Raw genomic sequence first — 17,578 nt, 5'->3', positions numbered from 1 at the left:
TCAGATTACCTTTGCGGCCAGCAAGTCGTGCATGTGCAGAGCCCCTAATAGTAGCCCGTTTGCGTCCAATACCAGCATCTGGCTGATGCGCAGCGCATCCATCTGGCCGGCCGCCTCGATGGCCAATGCGTCGGCACCGATGCTACGAGGTTGCGGTGTCATGCCTGCGCGGACTGGCAGGTGACGGATGTCGCCTTGGCGGGCGATCAAGCGACGCAGGTCGCCATCGGTGAACAGGCCTACGGGATGACCTTGCGGGTCGGCCACAATGGTCATGCCCATGCCTTTGGCGGACATGACGGCCAGTGCGTCCGGAACCAGCGTGTCAGGCGAGACAATCGGCAATTGATCGCCCTGGCGCATGACATCGCGCACAAAAGTGAGCAGTTGGCGGCCTAGCGCGCCGCCTGGGTGCGAGCGGGCGAAGTCCTCGCGGCTGAAACCTTTGGCTTCCAGGCAGGCGACGGCCAGGGCATCGCCCAAGGCCAGTGCCGCCGTGGTGCTGGCCGTGGGGGCCAGGTTCAGCGGGCAGGCCTCGTGCTCTACGTGCGCATCCAGGTGCAAGTCTGCGTTCAAGGCCAGTTCGGATTGGGGGTTGCCGGTAATGGCGATCAGCTTGGCACCCATGCGGCGCAATACGGTCAACACGGTGACCAGTTCCTGCGCCTGGCCGGAATACGAGATGGCAATGACGACATCCTGGCCGGTGATCATGCCCAGGTCGCCATGCAGGGCCTCGGCGGCATGCATGAAAAAAGCCGGCGTGCCGGTGGAGGCCAGGGTGGCCGCGATTTTGCGGGCAATGTGACCGGACTTGCCGATGCCGGTGACGACAACACGCCCCTGGCATTGCATCAGCATGTGCGTGGCGCGCACGAAATGCGCGTCCAGCCGGGCGCTGAGCGTGCGCAAGGCGTCGATCTCGGTGGCGAAAGTGCGGCGGGCCGAGTCCAGTATCGGATCGGTGTCGTGCAGGTCCGGTGTAGTCATTGGGAAATTGTAAACGCGAAGCACAAGCTTGGCATGCCGGTTGGCGGGCACTTATTTTACGAGAACGGGCGTGAATCTCGTAGCTGTCTCGATTGTTTAGGGTTAAGATACGGTCTGTTTCGTTGTTTCAGTAATTACTGAAAGTTCAAAATACTATGAATCTAGGACCACAGGCCGAGCGCTTTGTGCTGCATTTCGGGGAAATGGGCGGGCGCTGGGGGGTCAATCGCACGGTTGGCCAGATCTACGCTTTGCTCTTCATGTCCCCCGAACCCATGCACGCCGATGATATTGCCGAAACGCTGGGCATTTCACGCTCCAATGTCAGCATGAGCTTGCGCGAGCTGCAGTCGTGGCGGCTCGTCAGCATGACGCACAAGATCGGCGAGCGCCGCGAATACTTCGAGTCTCCCAAGGATGTCTGGGACATTTTCCGTACCCTGGTCGAAGAAAAGCGCAAGCGCGAGATCGACCCCACATTGACACTATTGCGAAGTATTCTTATGGAGGCGCCTCTGAACGACGAGGAGGCGTACGGCCAGCAGCGCATCACCGAGATGCTGGAGTTGATCGAGTTGGCGTGTGGCTGGTTTGACGAAGTTCATCATTTGCCGCCGGAGACGTTGCAGAATCTGATGCGTCTGGGCAGCAAGGTGCAAAAGGTTTTGGGGTTTGCCGGAAGAATTCGCAAAGCTGATCAGACTGGGGGTCGTCATGATTGATCTGGATGTTGTTACTTTATCGCGCTTGCAGTTTGCATCAACCGCGATGTTTCACTTTTTGTTCGTGCCTTTGACGTTGGGCCTGTCGTTTTTGCTGGCCATCATGGAAAGCGCTTATGTCATGACGGGCCGCGAGATCTGGCGTCGCATGACCAAGTTCTGGGGCGTGTTGTTCGGCATCAACTTTGCCCTGGGCGTGGCGACCGGCATCGTCATGGAGTTTCAGTTCGGCATGAACTGGGCCTATTACAGCCACTACGTGGGTGATATTTTCGGCGCTCCGCTGGCCATCGAAGGATTGATGGCTTTCTTTCTGGAAGCCACATTTGTGGGGCTGTTTTTCTTTGGCTGGGATCGCTTGTCCAAGCTGGGACACTTAATTGTTACCTGGCTGGTGGCGTTGGGCACCAACTTGTCGGCGTTGTGGATTCTGGTGGCCAATGGCTGGATGCAGAACCCAGTGGGCGCGGTGTTCAATCCGCATACTATGCGTATGGAAATGACCGATTTTGCCCAGGTCATCCTGAATCCTGTCGCCCAGGCCAAGTTTGTGCACACGGTCAGCGCCGGCTATGTGCTCGGTGCCATGTTCGTCATGGGCATCAGCGCCTGGTATCTGCTGCGCGGACGGCATATCGATCTGGCCAAGCGTTCGATGACGGTGGCCGCCAGCTTTGGCCTGGCCGCCTCTTTGTCGGTGGTGGTGCTGGGCGATGAAAGCGGTTATCTGACTACCGAGCACCAGCAGATGAAGATCGCGGCGATGGAAGCCATGTGGGAAACCGAAGAAGCGCCGGCCAACTTCAATCTGATCGCCATCCCCGATCAGGAAGCGCGCGAAAACCGCTTCGCCATCGAGGTTCCTTGGGTCATGGGACTGATCGGCACGCGTTCGCTGACCACGCCCATGCTGGGCATCAACGACCTGGTCGAGCATGCCAAAGTGCGCATTGCCAATGGCTTGCGCGCCTATCAAGCCTTACAGACCGTGCGCACCGATGCTTCCGACATTGATGCGCGACGTGTGTTTGACGCTAATTGGCGCGATCTGGGTTATGCCTTGTTGCTCAAGCGGTATATGGACGACATCACACAGGCCACGCCCGAGCAGATTGCCCAAGCCGCTTGGGATACGGTGCCGCAGGTGGCCCCGTTGTTCTGGAGTTTCCGCATCATGGTCGGCCTAGGCTTGTACTTCATCCTGTTTTTCGGCGTGGCCTTTTTCCTGGCTTCGCGGGATCGCCTGCAGCGTCATACACGTTTGCTCAAGATGGCGGTCTGGAGCATTCCTTTGCCGTGGGTGGCGATTGAGTGCGGCTGGTTTGTGGCCGAGTTCGGCCGCCAGCCTTGGGCTATCGAAGGGGTGCTGCCTACGTACTATGCCGCTTCTGGCCTGTCCTTTACGGACTTGATGATCAGCATGAGTATTTTCCTGTTGTTGTATGGAACGCTGGCGGTCGTGGGCATCAAAGTGATGCTGCATGCTATACGCAAAGGGCCTGACGAGCACGGCACCTCGGCAGCTCCTTCGGTCCTGTCCTACGGCTCGCGCAATGCGCCGCTGCTGCGCGGTTAAGAGGTGAACACCATGGAAAATCTGATTCTGCTTGATTACGATACGCTGCGCGTGATTTGGTGGCTGTTGTTGGGCGTGCTGCTGGCTGCCTTTGCCATTATGGATGGTGCCGATCTGGGCGTAGCAATGGCTTTGCCGCTGGTCGCCCGTAACGACGAGGAACGACGCGTGTTGTATAACGTGATCGGTCCTGTCTGGGAGGGCAATCAGGTCTGGCTGATTTTGGCCGGCGGGGTGGCGTTCGCCGCCTGGCCCTTGTTGTATGCCATGGCTTTTTCGGGCTTTTACCTGGCCATGATGCTGTTGCTGGTGGCGTTGATCGTGCGGCCCGTGGCCATCAAGTACCGCAGCAAGCTTGCATCGCGTCGCTGGCGTCGTAACTGGGATGCCATCTGGACGGCGGCCGGCGTGGTCAGCGCCCTGGTGTTCGGCGTCGCCATCGGTAATGTCATGCTGGGCGTACCCTTTGGTTTTGATCCTACGACCTTGCGCCCATTGTACGAGGGCAACTTCTTTGGCTTGTTCCAGCCCTTTGCCTTGCTGTGCGGGGTGCTGAGCGTGCTGATGCTGGCTTTTCAGGGGGTGGTGGTGCTGGCCTGGAAAGCCAGCGATCAGGTGGCGCGCCGGGCGCGTGCCTGGGCCATTCCACTGGGGCTGTTATCCATCCTGACGTTTGCGGCTGGCGGTTGGTGGATCAGCCACTTGAACGGCTATGCCATGAGTTGGCCTGAAGTCAGCCATGCCATGTCTAACCCTATCGGCAAGACGGTGCAGGTGGTGCAGGGCGGATGGCTGGCGAACTATAGCCAATGGCCGTTGTTGTGGCTGGCACCGGCGACCGGGTTTGTCGGCTTGCTGCTGGGTGCTTTGTTGGCGGGGCGCGGTCGCGGCTTGCTTGCGGTGCTGTGTTCTTCCCTGGCGCTGACCGGCATTATTCTGACCTTTGGTTTTGCGGTCTTTCCGTTTTTGTTGCCATCGTCGCTGACGCCCGGCTCCAGCCTGACCTTGTTCGATGCATCGGCCAGTCACCTGACCTTGTGGCTCATGCTGCTCATCAGCCTGTTCTTTTTGCCCATCATCGTGCTTTATACCTCGTGGGTTTACCGCGTGATGCGTGGCAAGGTGACAGTGGCCAGTATCAATGATGCTCCCCATTCTTATTAAGGAGGCCTGAAGCAATGTGGTATTTTTCCTGGATTTTGGGCCTGGGTCTGGCCTGCGCGTTTTCTATTCTTAATGCCATGTGGTTCGAGTTACGGGAAACCACCGCGATTTTGGACGACGTCCAGCGGACTCCCGACCTGGACGCCGAGGCCTGATTGGCGTCGCGGGACACATCGGCGCAGCAGTGGCTGGGCGAGTTTTCCGCCCGGGCGCGAACGGCGCTGCGTTGGCCTATGGCTGCGCCGGTGCTGGCCGGTGTGCTGCTGATCGCGCAAGCCTGGTTGCTGGCCGGGGTTGTGCAGGCCGTTGTGGTGGATGGCTTGGCCTGGAGCGGACAATGGCTGCCTGTCGGCCTGGTGTTGCTTTTACTGCTGGTGCGCGCTGGTTTGCTGGCCAGTGGCGAGAGGCGCGCCCAGCATGTCTCCGAACAGATCAAGCAAAGTCTGCGCTCTGATCTGTTTGCCCGGCTGTTTCACAGCACTGTCCCTCGCTTGCGTGCCAGCAGCAGCGGGCAATTGTCGTCCAGTTTGCTTGGGCAGGTGGAGGCGCTGGATGGCTTTTTGACCCGTTATCTGCCCTCTATGGCGGCCGCTGCGCTGATTCCATTGGCCTTGATCGTGGCCGTTTTGCCGGTTGATGGCATTGTCGCTTTGATCCTGCTGTTCAGCATCCCCTTGATTCCTTTGTTCATGGCCTTGGTGGGCTGGGGGGCGGAGGCGGCTAGCCGTGAACAGCAGCAGGCCACCTTGCGTTTATCCGGTTTTTTTGCCGATCGCGTGCGAGGTATTTTTACCTTGAGTCTGATGGGCCGCAGTCAGGATGAGACGGCGAGGGTGGAACTGGCCAGTCAGGAGCTGCGCACGCGCACCATGAAAGTGTTGCGCATCGCTTTTTTGTCTTCTGCCGTATTGGAGTTTTTTGCCGCCCTGGGTGTGGCGGGGATTGCGGTATATATCGGATTGGGCTACCTGGGGTATCTGGGCGAGTCTTTTGCTGGATTAAGCTTGCAGCAGGGCCTGTTCTGCCTGTTGTTGGCCCCAGAAGCGTATCAGCCTCTGCGCCAACTTGCGGCAAATTACCACGACCGGGCGGCCGCCCGGGCAGCGGCTGACGAGCTGGACAGGGTTTGGTCTGGTCTGGGCAGTGATCTGATTCCTGCTGTCGAGCCGTGCCAGCCCGCTACGGTTTTTCCCGCACTGCCTGTGCTGGTGCTCAGCCAATTGCGCTTGCCCGATTTGAGCGGTGGAGGCACCTTGTTGAAGGTGCCAGGCTTACAGCTTTATATCGACCAGTCTTATGCCGTCATGGGGGCCAGCGGCAGCGGCAAGAGCAGTCTGCTCGAAACGTTGATCGGCCTGCGCCACCTGGATGGGGGGCACGTCATGTTGCGCGGCAATGACACGATGGGGCGTTTGTTGACCCATCACGATGGCATCACCCTGATTTCGCAACAGGCTTTTCTGTCGCTGGGTTCTATTCGTGCCTGCCTGCGGTTGGCGGCTCCGGGCGCAACCGACGAACAGCTCTGGCACGCTTTGGCATTGGCCTGCGCGGACGGCTTCGTACGGGCCTTGCCGCAAGGGCTGGACAGCGCGCTGGGCGAAGGCGGGTTTGGCTTATCGGGGGGGCAGATACAGCGGCTGGCGCTGGCCCGCCTGTTTCTGACTGATCCACATGTCGTGCTGCTGGATGAACCGACGTCGCGCCTGGATGCCGCCACGCGGGATCGGGTCATGGATAATATTCTGCGCTTTTGCCGTGGTCGTTGTCTGGTGATCGCCACGCATGACGAACAACTGGCTGCGCGTTGCTCGGTGCGTCTGCGTATAACCCAGGGGGTGTTGTCGGCATGAAAGCCTGGTTGCGTCTTTTGGGGGACAGCCTGCGCGACCGGCGGGGCGCGCTTGCACTGACTCTACTGTTGGCGTGCAGCACTGTGGCGGCCGGTGTGGGGTTGTTGGGTGTAGCGGGCTGGTTTTTAAGCAGTGCTTTTTTGGCGACGCTGGGTATTGTTTTTAATTTGTTCGGTCCGTCGGCCCTGATTCGGGGGCTGTCTTTCTGGCGGATTGCCTCGCGCTATCTGGAGCGGATCGTCGGTCATGCCCTGACCTTGGATTTGCAGGTGCGCATTCGTACCCGTGTTTTTGCCCGTCTGGCCCGTTTCAGCCAGGGCAGACTGGCGCAGTTTCGCGATGGCGAGCTGGCCGCCAGTTTGACGGCAGATGTGGCCCTTCTGGATCTGGTGCTGTTGTTGCTGGTGGCACCTGTGGTGACGGCCGTGCTGGCAGGACTGGTATTCAGTCTGGTTCTGGGAGCATGGCTGTCGTGGTGGGCATGGCCGGTGCTGGCCTGCATTTTGCTGGCCGCGTGTCTGGTGCCGTATTGGTCGGCGCGTCGGGCTGCGCAGGCAGCCCGGCAGGTCCATGTTCTGGAAAACCACTTGCGTGCGTTGACCCATCAGGCCGTGCGTGCTTATGTGGATATACAGGTGTTTGCCGCTAAGGCGGCGGTTCAGGAACAGGTCGCTGCGTTGAGCCGGGATCTGGCGCAGGCGCGATTGCACAGCAGCGCCTGGGCAGTGGCCGGTCAGTTCATCCAGCAGGTCTTGATGGGCATTGCCTTACTGGTGTGTCTGTTGGCCGGCGCGCAGCAGGTAGATCTGCATGCCATGAGCGGGCCTGTCTGGGTGGGGCTGATACTGGCTTTGCTGGGCTTGTTCGAGATTATGGCCCCGATGATGCGGGGTGCGGCCCGCCTGGGCGAAGTCGAAGCCGCCAGCCGACGTCTACTGACCGTGATGGATGGAACGGGGCCAGAGGAGAACGATGCCGGCCATCCCTTGCCATCAGAAAAAGCGGCTGTGTTGCGGGTGCAGCAGTTGACCTTCAGTTATGGAGATCAGCGTGTGCTGCAGGACTTGAATCTGCAGGTGCAGTCCGGCGAGCGCGTGGCATTATTTGGACCCAGCGGTTCGGGCAAGTCGACGTTGCTTGGTGTGTTGATGCGCTTGTTGCCAGTGCCTGCGTCTGCGTACCTGATCGATGGTGAACCGGCCGGTCACTGGGCCCGTGCCGACTGGTATCGGCATTGTGCGCTGCTGGCCCAGGACTCGCCTTTATTTCTAGGTTCAGTACGCGACAATCTGCTGCTGGCCGAGCCAAACGCCACCGAGCAGCGCTTGTGGCAGGTATTGCGTGATGCGCAGTTGGAAAAGACGGTGCGCGATTTGCCGCAGGGGCTGGATACCTGGTTAGGTGAAGGTGGGCAGCAATTGTCGTTGGGTCAGCAGCGTCGTTTGTGTCTGGCCCGTGTTTTGCTGTCGCCGGCGCAGATCTGGTTTCTGGACGAACCTACGGCCAGCCTGGACGGGCCGACCAGTCAGGCCTTGATGCGCGACATACTGCTTGCGGCGGGGGGGCGTACTGTCATCATGGCGACTCATGACACGCGCTTGCTGACCTTGACCGATCATGTCTGGCAGCTCGACGGGGGCACCTTGGTGCCGGTGCGTGCCGATAATTCCGACCCTATGGTGACGGCGTAGCGCCATAGGCGCAGTCTGAGCGGCTAAAGTCAATGGCGTCGTATTGGCGCAACTTCCAGGCAAGGGGGGCGTCAGCCTTTGTGCCCCTGTCCCAATTGTGTACACTTGCGGCGTATCCGCGGACGCTTTTCGCGTCAGGATTTATTTTGTTGTAGAAGCCTTCGACATGCAAACTGATCCAGCCCAGTACATCCGTCAAACTATCCGCAATGTGCCGGATTGGCCCAAACCGGGTGTGACGTTCCGTGACATTACCCCCGTTTTGCAGGACCCGCGCTCGTTCCGGGTTTTGATTGATCTGTTCGTTTACCGTTATATGGGACAGAAGCTGGATCTGGTGGCCGGTGTGGATGCACGCGGCTTTATCGTGGGCTCGGTGCTGGCGTACGAGCTGAATCTGGGTTTTGTGCCTGTGCGCAAGCAAGGCAAGCTGCCGTTCAATACGGTGGCCGAAGAGTACTCGCTGGAATATGGTAACGCCAGTGTTGAAATGCATACCGACTCTGTGCGTCCTGGACAGCGGGTGCTGTTGATCGACGATTTGATCGCCACCGGCGGCACCTTGTTGGCGGCAGCGCGTTTGCTGCAGCGTCTGGGAGCTAATGTGGTGGAAGCGGCGGCAATTATCGATCTGCCCGAACTGGGTGGTTCCAAAGCTGTAACCGATTCGGGGCTGCCGGTGTATACGGTCTGTAGCTTTAACGAATCGGATCGTTGATGTAGATGACCCGCCTGAAGGCGGGTTTTTTTGGGTTCTTCGAGAGATGTCGGGGCTGCCTTCGTATTAGGCAGGCTGTTTGGGCCAAACAGAAAGAAACCCTGGCGAGAACGGCACCGCAGTGCTTGGCCCAAAAGGCGAGCCGTTTGCGTACGCCGTACAAGGTATCAGCCATCCACCCTGTCCGAGCTTACTGGGCCTTGAATGGCGTCTTTGTTGAGACAACAATATAGCCGGGGCTTCGCTAAGCAGAATTGCATAGCCTGGGATGCCTTGCGAAGCCTGTGCTTCTTGTTGTTGAGCCGTGTGCTTTTTAGAACTTTACCTTCAAGAACAGTGACCCGGCGTGATCTTGGTTGCGGCCGAACTGGCCCTGGTAGTTCAGCCCCAACGAGGTGCGTTCGCTGGCCAAGAGTTCCGCTCCCAGCTCGGCAACCGCTGCATTCTTGGCAATGGGCGCGCCGCTGATGCGAAAGTTGCTGCCGGGCAAGGCGGCAAAGGCCAACTGACGCTCGGGCAAGGTGTCGCCCATGGCGTGTCGCCAACCCAGACCGGCCGTCAAGGCAATGTGAGTGTTGTTGAGTTCCACCATTGTCTTGCCGCGCAGGCCCAGTGTCAGGGTGCTGAGATCCTGGGTCTGGGAGTTGCCGCGCAGGGCGGCCTGCCCGCCAGTTTCCGTGAAGGAGCCGTTGCGCAACTGATGCCAGTTGATATTGGCATAGGGTTCGATACGCGAGCGTTCGCCTACCGAGAGCTCGTAACCTAGTTGCGCGAAGGCCTGCACGCTGTGCGCTTTGTAATCAGCCTTCAGGGTTTGGGTGCTACCCAGATCGACCTGACGGCGGCTGTCCAGACTGTGTCGTGTGTAGGCGCCGCCTGCCAGCAGGTTCAGGTGGCCGTTACCGGCTTGCCAGCGTTGGGTGCCGTACAGGGCGGCGCTGACGCTGTTGCTGCGCGTGGAGTGGCTGCGAGTGTCTAGTTTGATGCGGTTTTCCAGATAGCCCAGGGCTGCGCCCAGGCGCCAGCCTTGGCTGCCCAGTGCCGTGTCGCCACCCAGGAACAGGCCGCCGGCATCGTGGCGCACATCGCGGCTGTTGCCGTCGCCGTCTAGATCGCGTCGTTGTTGGATGACATCAGCCCACAGAACCGTATCCTTTTCGCGTGTCAGGCGGGCCGATGTCGCGTGGCGTGCCAGGGTGCGCGGTAACAGGTCGCCATTGCCGAGCAGGGCGGCGCTTGTCCCCGCATGGATCTGGCCTTGCAATTGTTCCATATACCCGGCCACTTGCCCGGCGGAGGCATTGAGCAGGCTGTCGTAGATCCCGTCCATCGCTGCCGGAGGCTGTGTGGAGGCAGGGTCCAGGGCCTGGGCGACGGCGTACTGGTTGGCGGTCTCGGTATAGCGGGCGAAGGGGACGTCGTTGCGTTTGATCAGCAGGGCCAGGTCCTGGCCACGCAACAGCGTGGGCGACAGAAAAGCCATGCTGTAGGTGATGTGGGCGAATTCGCCGGTGACGCCTTGGTTCGCTTGCAGGAACGAATAGGGGATATTTTGGCGATAGGGGCCGCCGGCCAGTTTCAAGGTACCGGCCAGATGGGCCGTGCCGCCAACGACCAGACGGTCGGTGGCACCGGCAGGGCCGACTTCCAGCTCATGGACCGAACCATCGTGTGCCGTGTAGTTGCCGTTGACGGTTAGGGTGCCGACCGAATTGCCCGGGGCCAGCGTGCCGTAGTTTTTTACCTGGCTGACCACGCCTGCGCCACCCAAGGTGCCGCCCGGTTCGATCGTGACTGCGGATGCCAGCGTACCGTTCACGGCCAGTCGTCCGCCGTGGATGGTGGTTGGGCCACTGTAGCTGTTGTTGCCTGTCAATTGCAGCGAGCCGGCACCACGCTTGGTCAAGCCGCCGGTGCCGCTGATGTCGTTGGAGAACGTGGAGTCAAATCCTAGCGTGTCTACATCGAACTGGCGGGTAAATTGAGCGGGGCCGCGAACGGCTTTGCCGACATTCATCAGGCCCCAACCATAGGTGGCGCGGTCGCCCATGTCGGTGGCCGTGGTCAGCAGGGTTTGCTGCAGATGGTAGGCCGTGAAGTAGGGGAAGGCTTGTTTGACTAGGGCGGCAGCACCGGCGACATGTGGCGACGCCATCGAGGTTCCGCCCATAGTGACGTAACCGCCTTTGGAGCTGGTTGAGTAGATGCCGGGCTCATCCCCGCCGGGAGCGGCCAGACACCATTCGGCTGCTACCCCGCAACGGTTGGCGTAGGAGGCCAGTTGGCCCTGTTCGTCCAAAGCGGTAACGGCCAGCCAGTTATCTTTCAGTTCGGGAATCCAGTGGGGAGAGCCGGCGAGCAGGTCGGGGTGCGGCTGGCTTTCGTTGCCGGTTGCAAAGACCATTAAGGAGCCGGCGGCTACGCTTTTGTGGAAGGCGGCTACCGATAGAGGCATCCATTCGGCGATATCCTGAGCGGAACTGTAGTCGGTGATGTTGCAAGGTGGCGGGTCCGAGGCATCGTTGCAATTGTTTATGCCCAGGCTGCTGTTGATGATGGGTAGTTTAAAGTCAGCCAGGTAGTTCCAGCCCGTGGCAAGGGCTTTATCGATGTCGGCGGTATCCGGGTGCAGAGAGAGGGGCGGGCTGTCATCGTCGTCATCTGCATAGGCGACCGGAAACAGTGTGCTGTTGAATGCAACACCATGCATGCCTACACCGTCCCGGCGTGCGCCTATGATGCCGGCAACGTGCGTTCCGTGACCGCCTGTTGGAGTTAGGTCCGAGTCCAGGCCTATGCCCGGCGCATAGGCGGTGTGGGTGTTGAAGTTAAAACCGCCGACGATGGCGGCCGATAGTTCGGGGTGACTGGCGGCGATGCCTGAATCCAGGTAGCCGACGGTGACTCCTTGGCCGGTAAAGCCCAGGGCATAGGCCTGGGCGGCTTGTATCATGCCCAGACCCGCCTGGCGCTTGTATTCTTGGGTTTCCCAGTCCTGGACCGACGCGGCCTGAGCGCCGGGCTGCAAGGCCAGTCCCAATAAGCCCGCTTGCATCAGCAGGCTGCTTGATATTCGTTTTCGCGACATTCGTGTTCCCCTTATGCCTTGTGTTTGTTGTGGCGGCGGTGTTGTCCCGGCGGCAATGCCAGTGCTGCTATGGTTGACGCCAGAAAACAGGCATCGTATAGATCGCCAGGTTTGCCATTTTGATGGGCAAGCGTTTGAAAACAATTGCCGATAAGCCAGAGGAAAGCTCTTGTGGCTGACGAGATTGTCGTTTCCAGAGGGGGAGCAGGCGTTTAATTGGATCGCGTGGCGCAGCGATGCGCCGTAGCAGTAGGCGGATTGGGCCAGGGGCCGTTTACGAGTCGGTTTGTGGCCAAGGGCTTGATGCCAGCAACTGCCGCACTTTTTCGGGAGCTATGCTGTGTGCAGAGCCGAAACCAGCGATGTGGCGTACACGTACGATAGACAGAGAAAAGAAGTGGAAGTCCTTGAACGAGGTCATGAATTCGCTGTCGGGAAAACGGGCCACGTACGCATTGCGAGCGTGTTCCCAATCCTTGTCGCCGGGTATGAGTTGCGTTGCATGTGCCTGAATGGTGGCGCGTGGCAGATCGTGGACGATTTGCCCGTCTTGTTCGCCCTGGTTCAATAGCAGGCTGGCGTCGGGACGTTGCATCAGATAGCGGGTGTGGGCTGCCAGTTCGCTGATGTGGATGATGACGCTTTCCAGTCTCGGGGCGATGGCAAAGGGCACCAGGGATACGTAGGGCAAGCCCCGATTGGTCAGCGTGCCCAGGGCGGCGGTGCGTCGTGTCTGGAGCAGGTGCTGCAGGCCGGCCAGAAGTGGCGTGTCGTCGGACATGGGAAACCTCGCTGCAAAAGAGGGATGGAAGGCGGCTGCACAAAGCATACCTTATCGTCCAGCCGGGCCGAACATACTTGTTGGCATTGGCATTGGCATTGGCATTGGCATTGGCATTGGCATTGGCATTGGCATTGGCGTAGGCGTAGGCGTAGACGTTGGCTCCGGCGCAGTGGTCGGAGCTTTTGCCAGGCAGAACACGGCAAAAAAAAGGACCGGCAAATGCCGGCCCGTTTTATGGGGAGGAGCAGGTGGATCAGACCAGCACGCGTTCGATTCCCCCGTCGTTGGCGCGGCGCACGTAGTCGGGCATCCAGTTCTCGCCCAGCATGTGCTTGGCCATTTCGACCACGATGTAGTCGGCGTCGACCTTAACATCATCTTGGTAACGCGCAAGGCCTTGCAAACAGGACGGGCAGGATGTCAGGACTTTGACTTCGCCCTGGAATCCGTCGCTGGTCAGAGCTTGCTTGTTCTTGAGCATCTCTTCGTTTTTGCGGAAACGGATCTGGGTCGAAATATCAGGGCGCGACACGGCCAACGTCCCAGATTCGCCACAGCAGCGGTCGGCCTTGATGGTGCTGTCACCCACCAGCGACTTGACTGTTTTCATGGGGTCCTGCAGCTTCATGGGGGTGTGGCAGGGGTCGTGGTACATGTAGCGCACGCCTTGCACATCGTCCAGCTTCAGGCCTTTTTCCAGCAAAAATTCGTGGATGTCGATCAGGCGGCAGCCGGGGAAGATCTTGTCGAATTCGTAGCCGGCCAGTTGGTCGTAGCAGGTGCCGCAGCTGACCACCACGGTCTTGATGTCCAGGTAGTTCAGTGTGGTGGCCATGCGGTGAAACAGCACACGGTTATCGGTGATGATTTTTTCGGCCTTGTCGCTCATGCCGTTACCGCGTTGCGGGTAACCACAGCACAGGTAGCCGGGCGGCAGCACGGTTTGCACGCCCACATGCCAGAGCATGGCTTGCGTGGCCAGTCCCACTTGCGAGAACAGGCGCTCGGACCCGCAGCCGGGGAAGTAGAACACCGCTTCCGAGTCCACCGATGTAGCCGCCGGATTGCGGATGATGGGTACGTAATTCGGGTCTTCGATGTCCAGCAGCTTGCGCGCGGTTTGCTTGGGCAGGCCGCCGGGCATTTTGCGGTTGATGAAGTGAACGACCTGTTCGCGTATCGGTGCCTTGCCGGTGGTGGCCGGCGGGGCGGCGACTTGCTTGCGGGCCGGCGCGGCCAGTACATCGTGGGCCAAGCGCTGGGCTTTGTAGCCGACATCAATCATGGCCGTGCGGGTGGCCTTGATGACGCGCGGGTCCTTGGCGTTCAGAAAGAACATGGCGGCGGCCGTGCCGGGGTTGAAGGACTTTTTGCCCATGCGGCGCAGCAGCGAACGCATTTCCATGGACACATCGCCAAAATCGATGTCCACCGGACAGGGGTTGTAGCACTTGTGGCACAGCGTGCAGTGGTCGCCCACGTCCTCGAACTCTTCCCAGTGCTTCAGGCTGACGCCGCGACGGGTCTGCTCTTCGTACAGGAAGGCTTCGATCAGCAGCGAGGTGGCCAGAATCTTGTTGCGGGGCGAATACAGCAGATTGGCGCGCGGCACATGGGTGGCGCACACCGGCTTGCATTTGCCGCAGCGCAGACAGTCTTTGATGGCGTGCGAGATCGAGCCGATTTCGCTGCGCTGCATGATTAGGGATTCGTGGCCCAACAGATTGAAGCTGGGGGTCCAGGCGCGGCTCAGATCGGCACCGGGCATGAGTTTGCCGGCGTTAAAGTGGTTGTCCGGGTCGACTTCGCGCTTGTAGTTCTGGAAGGGTTCCAGTTCTTCCTGGGTCAGGAATTCGTATTTGGTCAGGCCAATGCCGTGTTCGCCGGAGATGACGCCATCCAGGTTGCGGGCGATCTGCATGATGCGCGCCACGGTGACGTTGGCCTGTTGCAGCATGCCGTAGTCGTCGGAGTTGACCGGAATATTGGTATGCACGTTGCCGTCGCCGGCGTGCATGTGCAGGGCCACGAAGACACGGCTTTTCAGGACGCGGTCGTGGATGGCTTGCAGTTCGGCCAGCACGGCGGCGCAGTCCGCGCCGGGGAAGATGTGTTCCAGGGCTTCGCGGATCTCGGCCTTCCAGGATGTGCGGATAGTGTGATCCTGCAGTAACTGGAAGATGCTGGCTTGTGGCTGGGCTTGCAGGCGTGCGTCGATGGCGGTCGCATCCAGCGGCACGCCGAGTTCGGCCAGAGCCTGCCGGCTGTCGGCCAGTGGTGTATCCAGGTGGTCTTGCAGCCATTGCCAGCGGCGGCGCACGGTCTGGATGACTTGCAGCGCGTCGTGGCGGCGGGCTTCCAGGATTTCTTCGCGGGTGTGCTCGGCGTCGTCCGGGTCTTCGATCTTGCCCACGGGCAGATCGCCTTTCAGGAAGTCTTCCAGTTCGCGCGTCAGGCGCAGCTTGTTGTCGGTGGAGAGTTCGATATTGATGCGCTCGATCTCTTCGGTGTATTCGCCCATGCGGCGCAGCGGAATGACCACGTCTTCGTTGATCTTGAAGGCGTTGGTGTGGCGCGCGATGGCGGCGGTGCGTGAGCGGTCCGCCCAGAATTTCTTGCGGGCCTCGGCGCTGACGGCCACAAAGCCTTCGCCCGAGCGGCCATTGGCCAGGCGCACGACTTCGGAGGCCGCTTTGGCTACAGCGTCGGGGTCGTCGCCCACGATATCGCCGATAAGAACCATTTTGGGCAGACCGTTGCGCTTGCTCTTGGTGGCATAGCCCACGGCGCGCAGGTAACGCTCGTCCAGGTGCTCCAGACCAGCCAGGATGGCACCGATACGCTTGCCCTCGCCATTCAGGTAATCGATGACTTCGACAATGGACGGCACGGCCTCTTTGGCCTGGCCGAAGAACTCCATACAGACGGTGCGGGTGTGCGCAGGCATGCGGTGCAGCACCCAGCGCGCCTGGGTGATTAGGCCATCGCAACCTTCTTTCTGGATGCCGGGCAGGCCGGCCAGGAACTTGTCGGTAACGTCTTTGCCCAGACCTTCCTTGCGAAAGCGTCGGCCTTCGATGGCCAGGGTTTCGGTGCGCAGCAACTGCGCGCCGGGCGCATGACGGCCATCAAACCATTTGAGCTCGAAGCGGGCCATTTCCACATCGTGGATCTTGCCCATGTTGTGGTCCAGCCGCGTGACTTCCAGCCAGTCGCCCTTGGGGTCCACCATGCGCCACCAGGCCAGGTTGTCCAGGGCGGTGCCCCACAGCACGGCCTTCTTGCCGCCGGCATTCATGGCGATATTGCCGCCCACACAGGAGGCATCTGCCGAGGTGGGGTCGACTGCAAACACCGTTCCGGCCGCTTCGGCGGCGTCGGCCACGCGGCGCGTGACCACGCCGGCACCGGTCAGGATGGTGGTGACAGGGTGGTCCATGCCGGGCAAGGTGCTGGATTCGGGCTTGCCGATGGCGTCCAGCTTTTCGGTGTTGATGACCACCGAGCGCCAGGTCAGGGGAATGGCACCGCCTGTGTAGCCGGTGCCGCCGCCACGCGGAATGATGGTCAGCTTGAGCGCGATACAGGCCTTGACCAGCGCGGCCATTTCGTTTTCGTGGTCGGGGGTGAGCACCACGAAGGGGTATTCAACGCGCCAGTCGGTGGCGTCGGTGACATGCGAGACGCGCGACAGGCCATCGAATTTGATGTTGTCCTTGGCGGTCAGGCGCGAGAGGCTGCGCACGACCTGCTGGCGCAGTTCGCGGGTGTCGTTGAATTCTTGCTCGAAGGCAGCCACGGCTTGACGGGCGGCCAGCAGCAGGCGCATGACTTTGGCGTCGCGCTCGGGCACGGCGCTGTCGCGGCGCTGGTCGATTTCGTTCAGGCGGTGGTTCAGCGCTTCGATCAGTTGGCGCTGGCGCTTGGGGTTGTCCAGCAGATCGTCCTGCAGGTAGGGGTTGCGCTTGACGACCCAGATATCGCCCAACACTTCGAACAGCATGCGTGCGGAGCGGCCGGTGCGGCGCTCGGAGCGCAGCTCGGACAGCTTTTCCCACGCTTCCTCGCCAAGCAGGCGCAGGACGATTTCGCGGTCTGAGTAGGACGTATAGTTGTACGGGATTTCACGCAGGCGCGGCGTGTCGGTGGTGCTTGCCTGGGAGGCCAGGTACTGACTTGCGATGGGGGCGTTCATGGCGATAGTTGGCAGTGCCCGTCAAGGGCGCTCGGACTCGAGCGGATGTGCAAAAGACAAGTGTATACGAATACCCGCCCGGCTGCCCTCATACCAAGGTCGGGCGTGCTGTTTATGCGGCGCGAACAAAGTGGTTTACCACCCCAGGTGGGGAAAGATCCACAGCAATCCTGCCGTCATGGTTATGTAGCGGGCCAGTTTGCCGATCGCCATGTAGAACACGCAGGGCCAAAAGGGCAGGCGCAGCCAGCCGGCCACGGCGCACAGAGGGTCGCCGATTGCGGGCAGCCAGGAAAACAGCAGGGCGGCCGGTCCCAGCCGCGTCAGCCAACGGGAGCTGAAAGCATGCCAGCGGCCGGCCGCTTTTTGTTTCAGGGCGGCACCTTGAGCGTCGTCGTCCTGGTGCGGATGCTTTTGCCGCCAGGATTCATAGGCTTTTTCCGCGCCCGCGCCCATGGCGTAGCTGATGGCTCCGCCCAGCGTATTGCCCAGCGTGGCGACCAGCACCGCCGGCCAGAACTGGTGGGGCGACAGTGATACATAGGCGAAGACGGCAGGTTCCGAGCCCATGGGCAGCAGCGTGGCCGATACCAGACTGACAGCAAAGATCGCGCTCAGGCCGATTTCGGGTAGGGACAGGGTGGCCAGGAGCCATTGAATCGAGTCGTGCAACCAGGCTTGCATGGGAAAGGGTCGGGTCTGAAGGGGGAAAGTGGACGCCGGCAGGGGGCAGCGCCTATGGTATTCTGTTTTTCTTTTCCGGTGAGGGCTTCTGCGCATATGGGCAGCAGAGCCGC

Annotated in this window: 12 protein-coding genes; 7 read left to right on the top strand and 5 right to left on the bottom strand. The window is 60.5% G+C overall.

Going from position 1 to position 17,578, the window contains the following annotated elements; translation table 11 throughout:
- Positions 1 to 990: a KpsF/GutQ family sugar-phosphate isomerase gene (locus AADW57_RS15780; protein WP_341667838.1), complete on the bottom strand. Its 990-nt coding sequence runs from the start codon at positions 988 to 990 to the stop codon at positions 1 to 3.
- 155 nt (positions 991 to 1,145) lie between these two features.
- Between AADW57_RS15780 and AADW57_RS15775 the strand changes: the two genes are divergently transcribed.
- The 7 genes from AADW57_RS15775 (at position 1,146) to AADW57_RS15745 (ending at position 8,714) form a co-directional block, all read left to right on the top strand.
- On the top strand, positions 1,146 to 1,712 hold the full coding sequence (locus AADW57_RS15775; protein WP_341667837.1) for a GbsR/MarR family transcriptional regulator: 567 nt from the start codon (positions 1,146 to 1,148) through the stop codon (positions 1,710 to 1,712).
- On the top strand, positions 1,705 to 3,288 hold the full coding sequence (locus tag AADW57_RS15770) for a cytochrome ubiquinol oxidase subunit I (RefSeq protein ID WP_341667836.1): 1,584 nt from the start codon (positions 1,705 to 1,707) through the stop codon (positions 3,286 to 3,288). The genes AADW57_RS15775 and AADW57_RS15770 overlap by 8 nt, the downstream gene beginning before the upstream one ends.
- Positions 3,289 to 3,300: 12 nt before the next feature.
- Positions 3,301 to 4,452: a cytochrome d ubiquinol oxidase subunit II gene (gene cydB, locus AADW57_RS15765; protein ID WP_341667835.1), complete on the top strand. Its 1,152-nt coding sequence runs from the start codon at positions 3,301 to 3,303 to the stop codon at positions 4,450 to 4,452.
- 14 nt (positions 4,453 to 4,466) lie between these two features.
- Positions 4,467 to 4,607, top strand: a complete 141-nt coding sequence (gene cydX / locus AADW57_RS15760; protein ID WP_341667834.1) for a cytochrome bd-I oxidase subunit CydX — start codon at positions 4,467 to 4,469, stop codon at positions 4,605 to 4,607.
- Positions 4,608 to 6,305, top strand: coding sequence for a thiol reductant ABC exporter subunit CydD (gene cydD / locus AADW57_RS15755; protein ID WP_341667833.1), 1,698 nt, complete (start codon positions 4,608 to 4,610; stop codon positions 6,303 to 6,305).
- A complete protein-coding gene (cydC, locus tag AADW57_RS15750; protein ID WP_341667832.1) occupies positions 6,302 to 7,996 on the top strand; it encodes a thiol reductant ABC exporter subunit CydC in 1,695 nt (564 codons plus the stop codon). Before cydD ends, cydC begins: the two co-directional genes overlap by 4 nt.
- A 166-nt stretch (positions 7,997 to 8,162) precedes the next feature.
- Entirely contained in the window at positions 8,163 to 8,714 is a 552-nt protein-coding gene (locus AADW57_RS15745) for an adenine phosphoribosyltransferase (protein ID WP_341667831.1), read from the top strand.
- Positions 8,715 to 9,027: 313 nt separating this feature from the next.
- Here the strand turns inward: AADW57_RS15745 and AADW57_RS15740 are convergent, their stop codons facing one another.
- The 4 genes from AADW57_RS15740 to AADW57_RS15725 all read right to left on the bottom strand — a co-directional run bounded on the left by AADW57_RS15740 (position 9,028) and on the right by AADW57_RS15725 (position 17,465).
- Positions 9,028 to 11,802, bottom strand: coding sequence for an autotransporter domain-containing protein (locus AADW57_RS15740; RefSeq protein ID WP_341667830.1), 2,775 nt, complete (start codon positions 11,800 to 11,802; stop codon positions 9,028 to 9,030).
- 274 nt (positions 11,803 to 12,076) lie between these two features.
- On the bottom strand, positions 12,077 to 12,583 hold the full coding sequence (locus AADW57_RS15735) for a HugZ family pyridoxamine 5'-phosphate oxidase (protein WP_341667829.1): 507 nt from the start codon (positions 12,581 to 12,583) through the stop codon (positions 12,077 to 12,079).
- A 256-nt stretch (positions 12,584 to 12,839) separates the two neighbouring features.
- Complete coding sequence (locus AADW57_RS15730; protein WP_341667828.1) at positions 12,840 to 16,781, bottom strand: FAD/FMN-binding oxidoreductase; 3,942 nt, start codon at positions 16,779 to 16,781, stop codon at positions 12,840 to 12,842.
- A 135-nt stretch (positions 16,782 to 16,916) separates the two neighbouring features.
- On the bottom strand, positions 16,917 to 17,465 hold the full coding sequence (locus AADW57_RS15725) for a YqaA family protein (protein ID WP_341667827.1): 549 nt from the start codon (positions 17,463 to 17,465) through the stop codon (positions 16,917 to 16,919).
- Positions 17,466 to 17,578 lie beyond the last annotated feature (113 nt).

This window comes from Alcaligenes sp. SDU_A2, assembly GCF_038237375.1.
In the GTDB taxonomy this organism is placed as follows: Bacteria; Pseudomonadota; Gammaproteobacteria; order Burkholderiales; family Burkholderiaceae_B; genus Alcaligenes.
The sequence above is the reverse complement of the archived record's forward strand: the minus strand, read 5'-3'. Positions and strand labels throughout refer to the sequence as shown.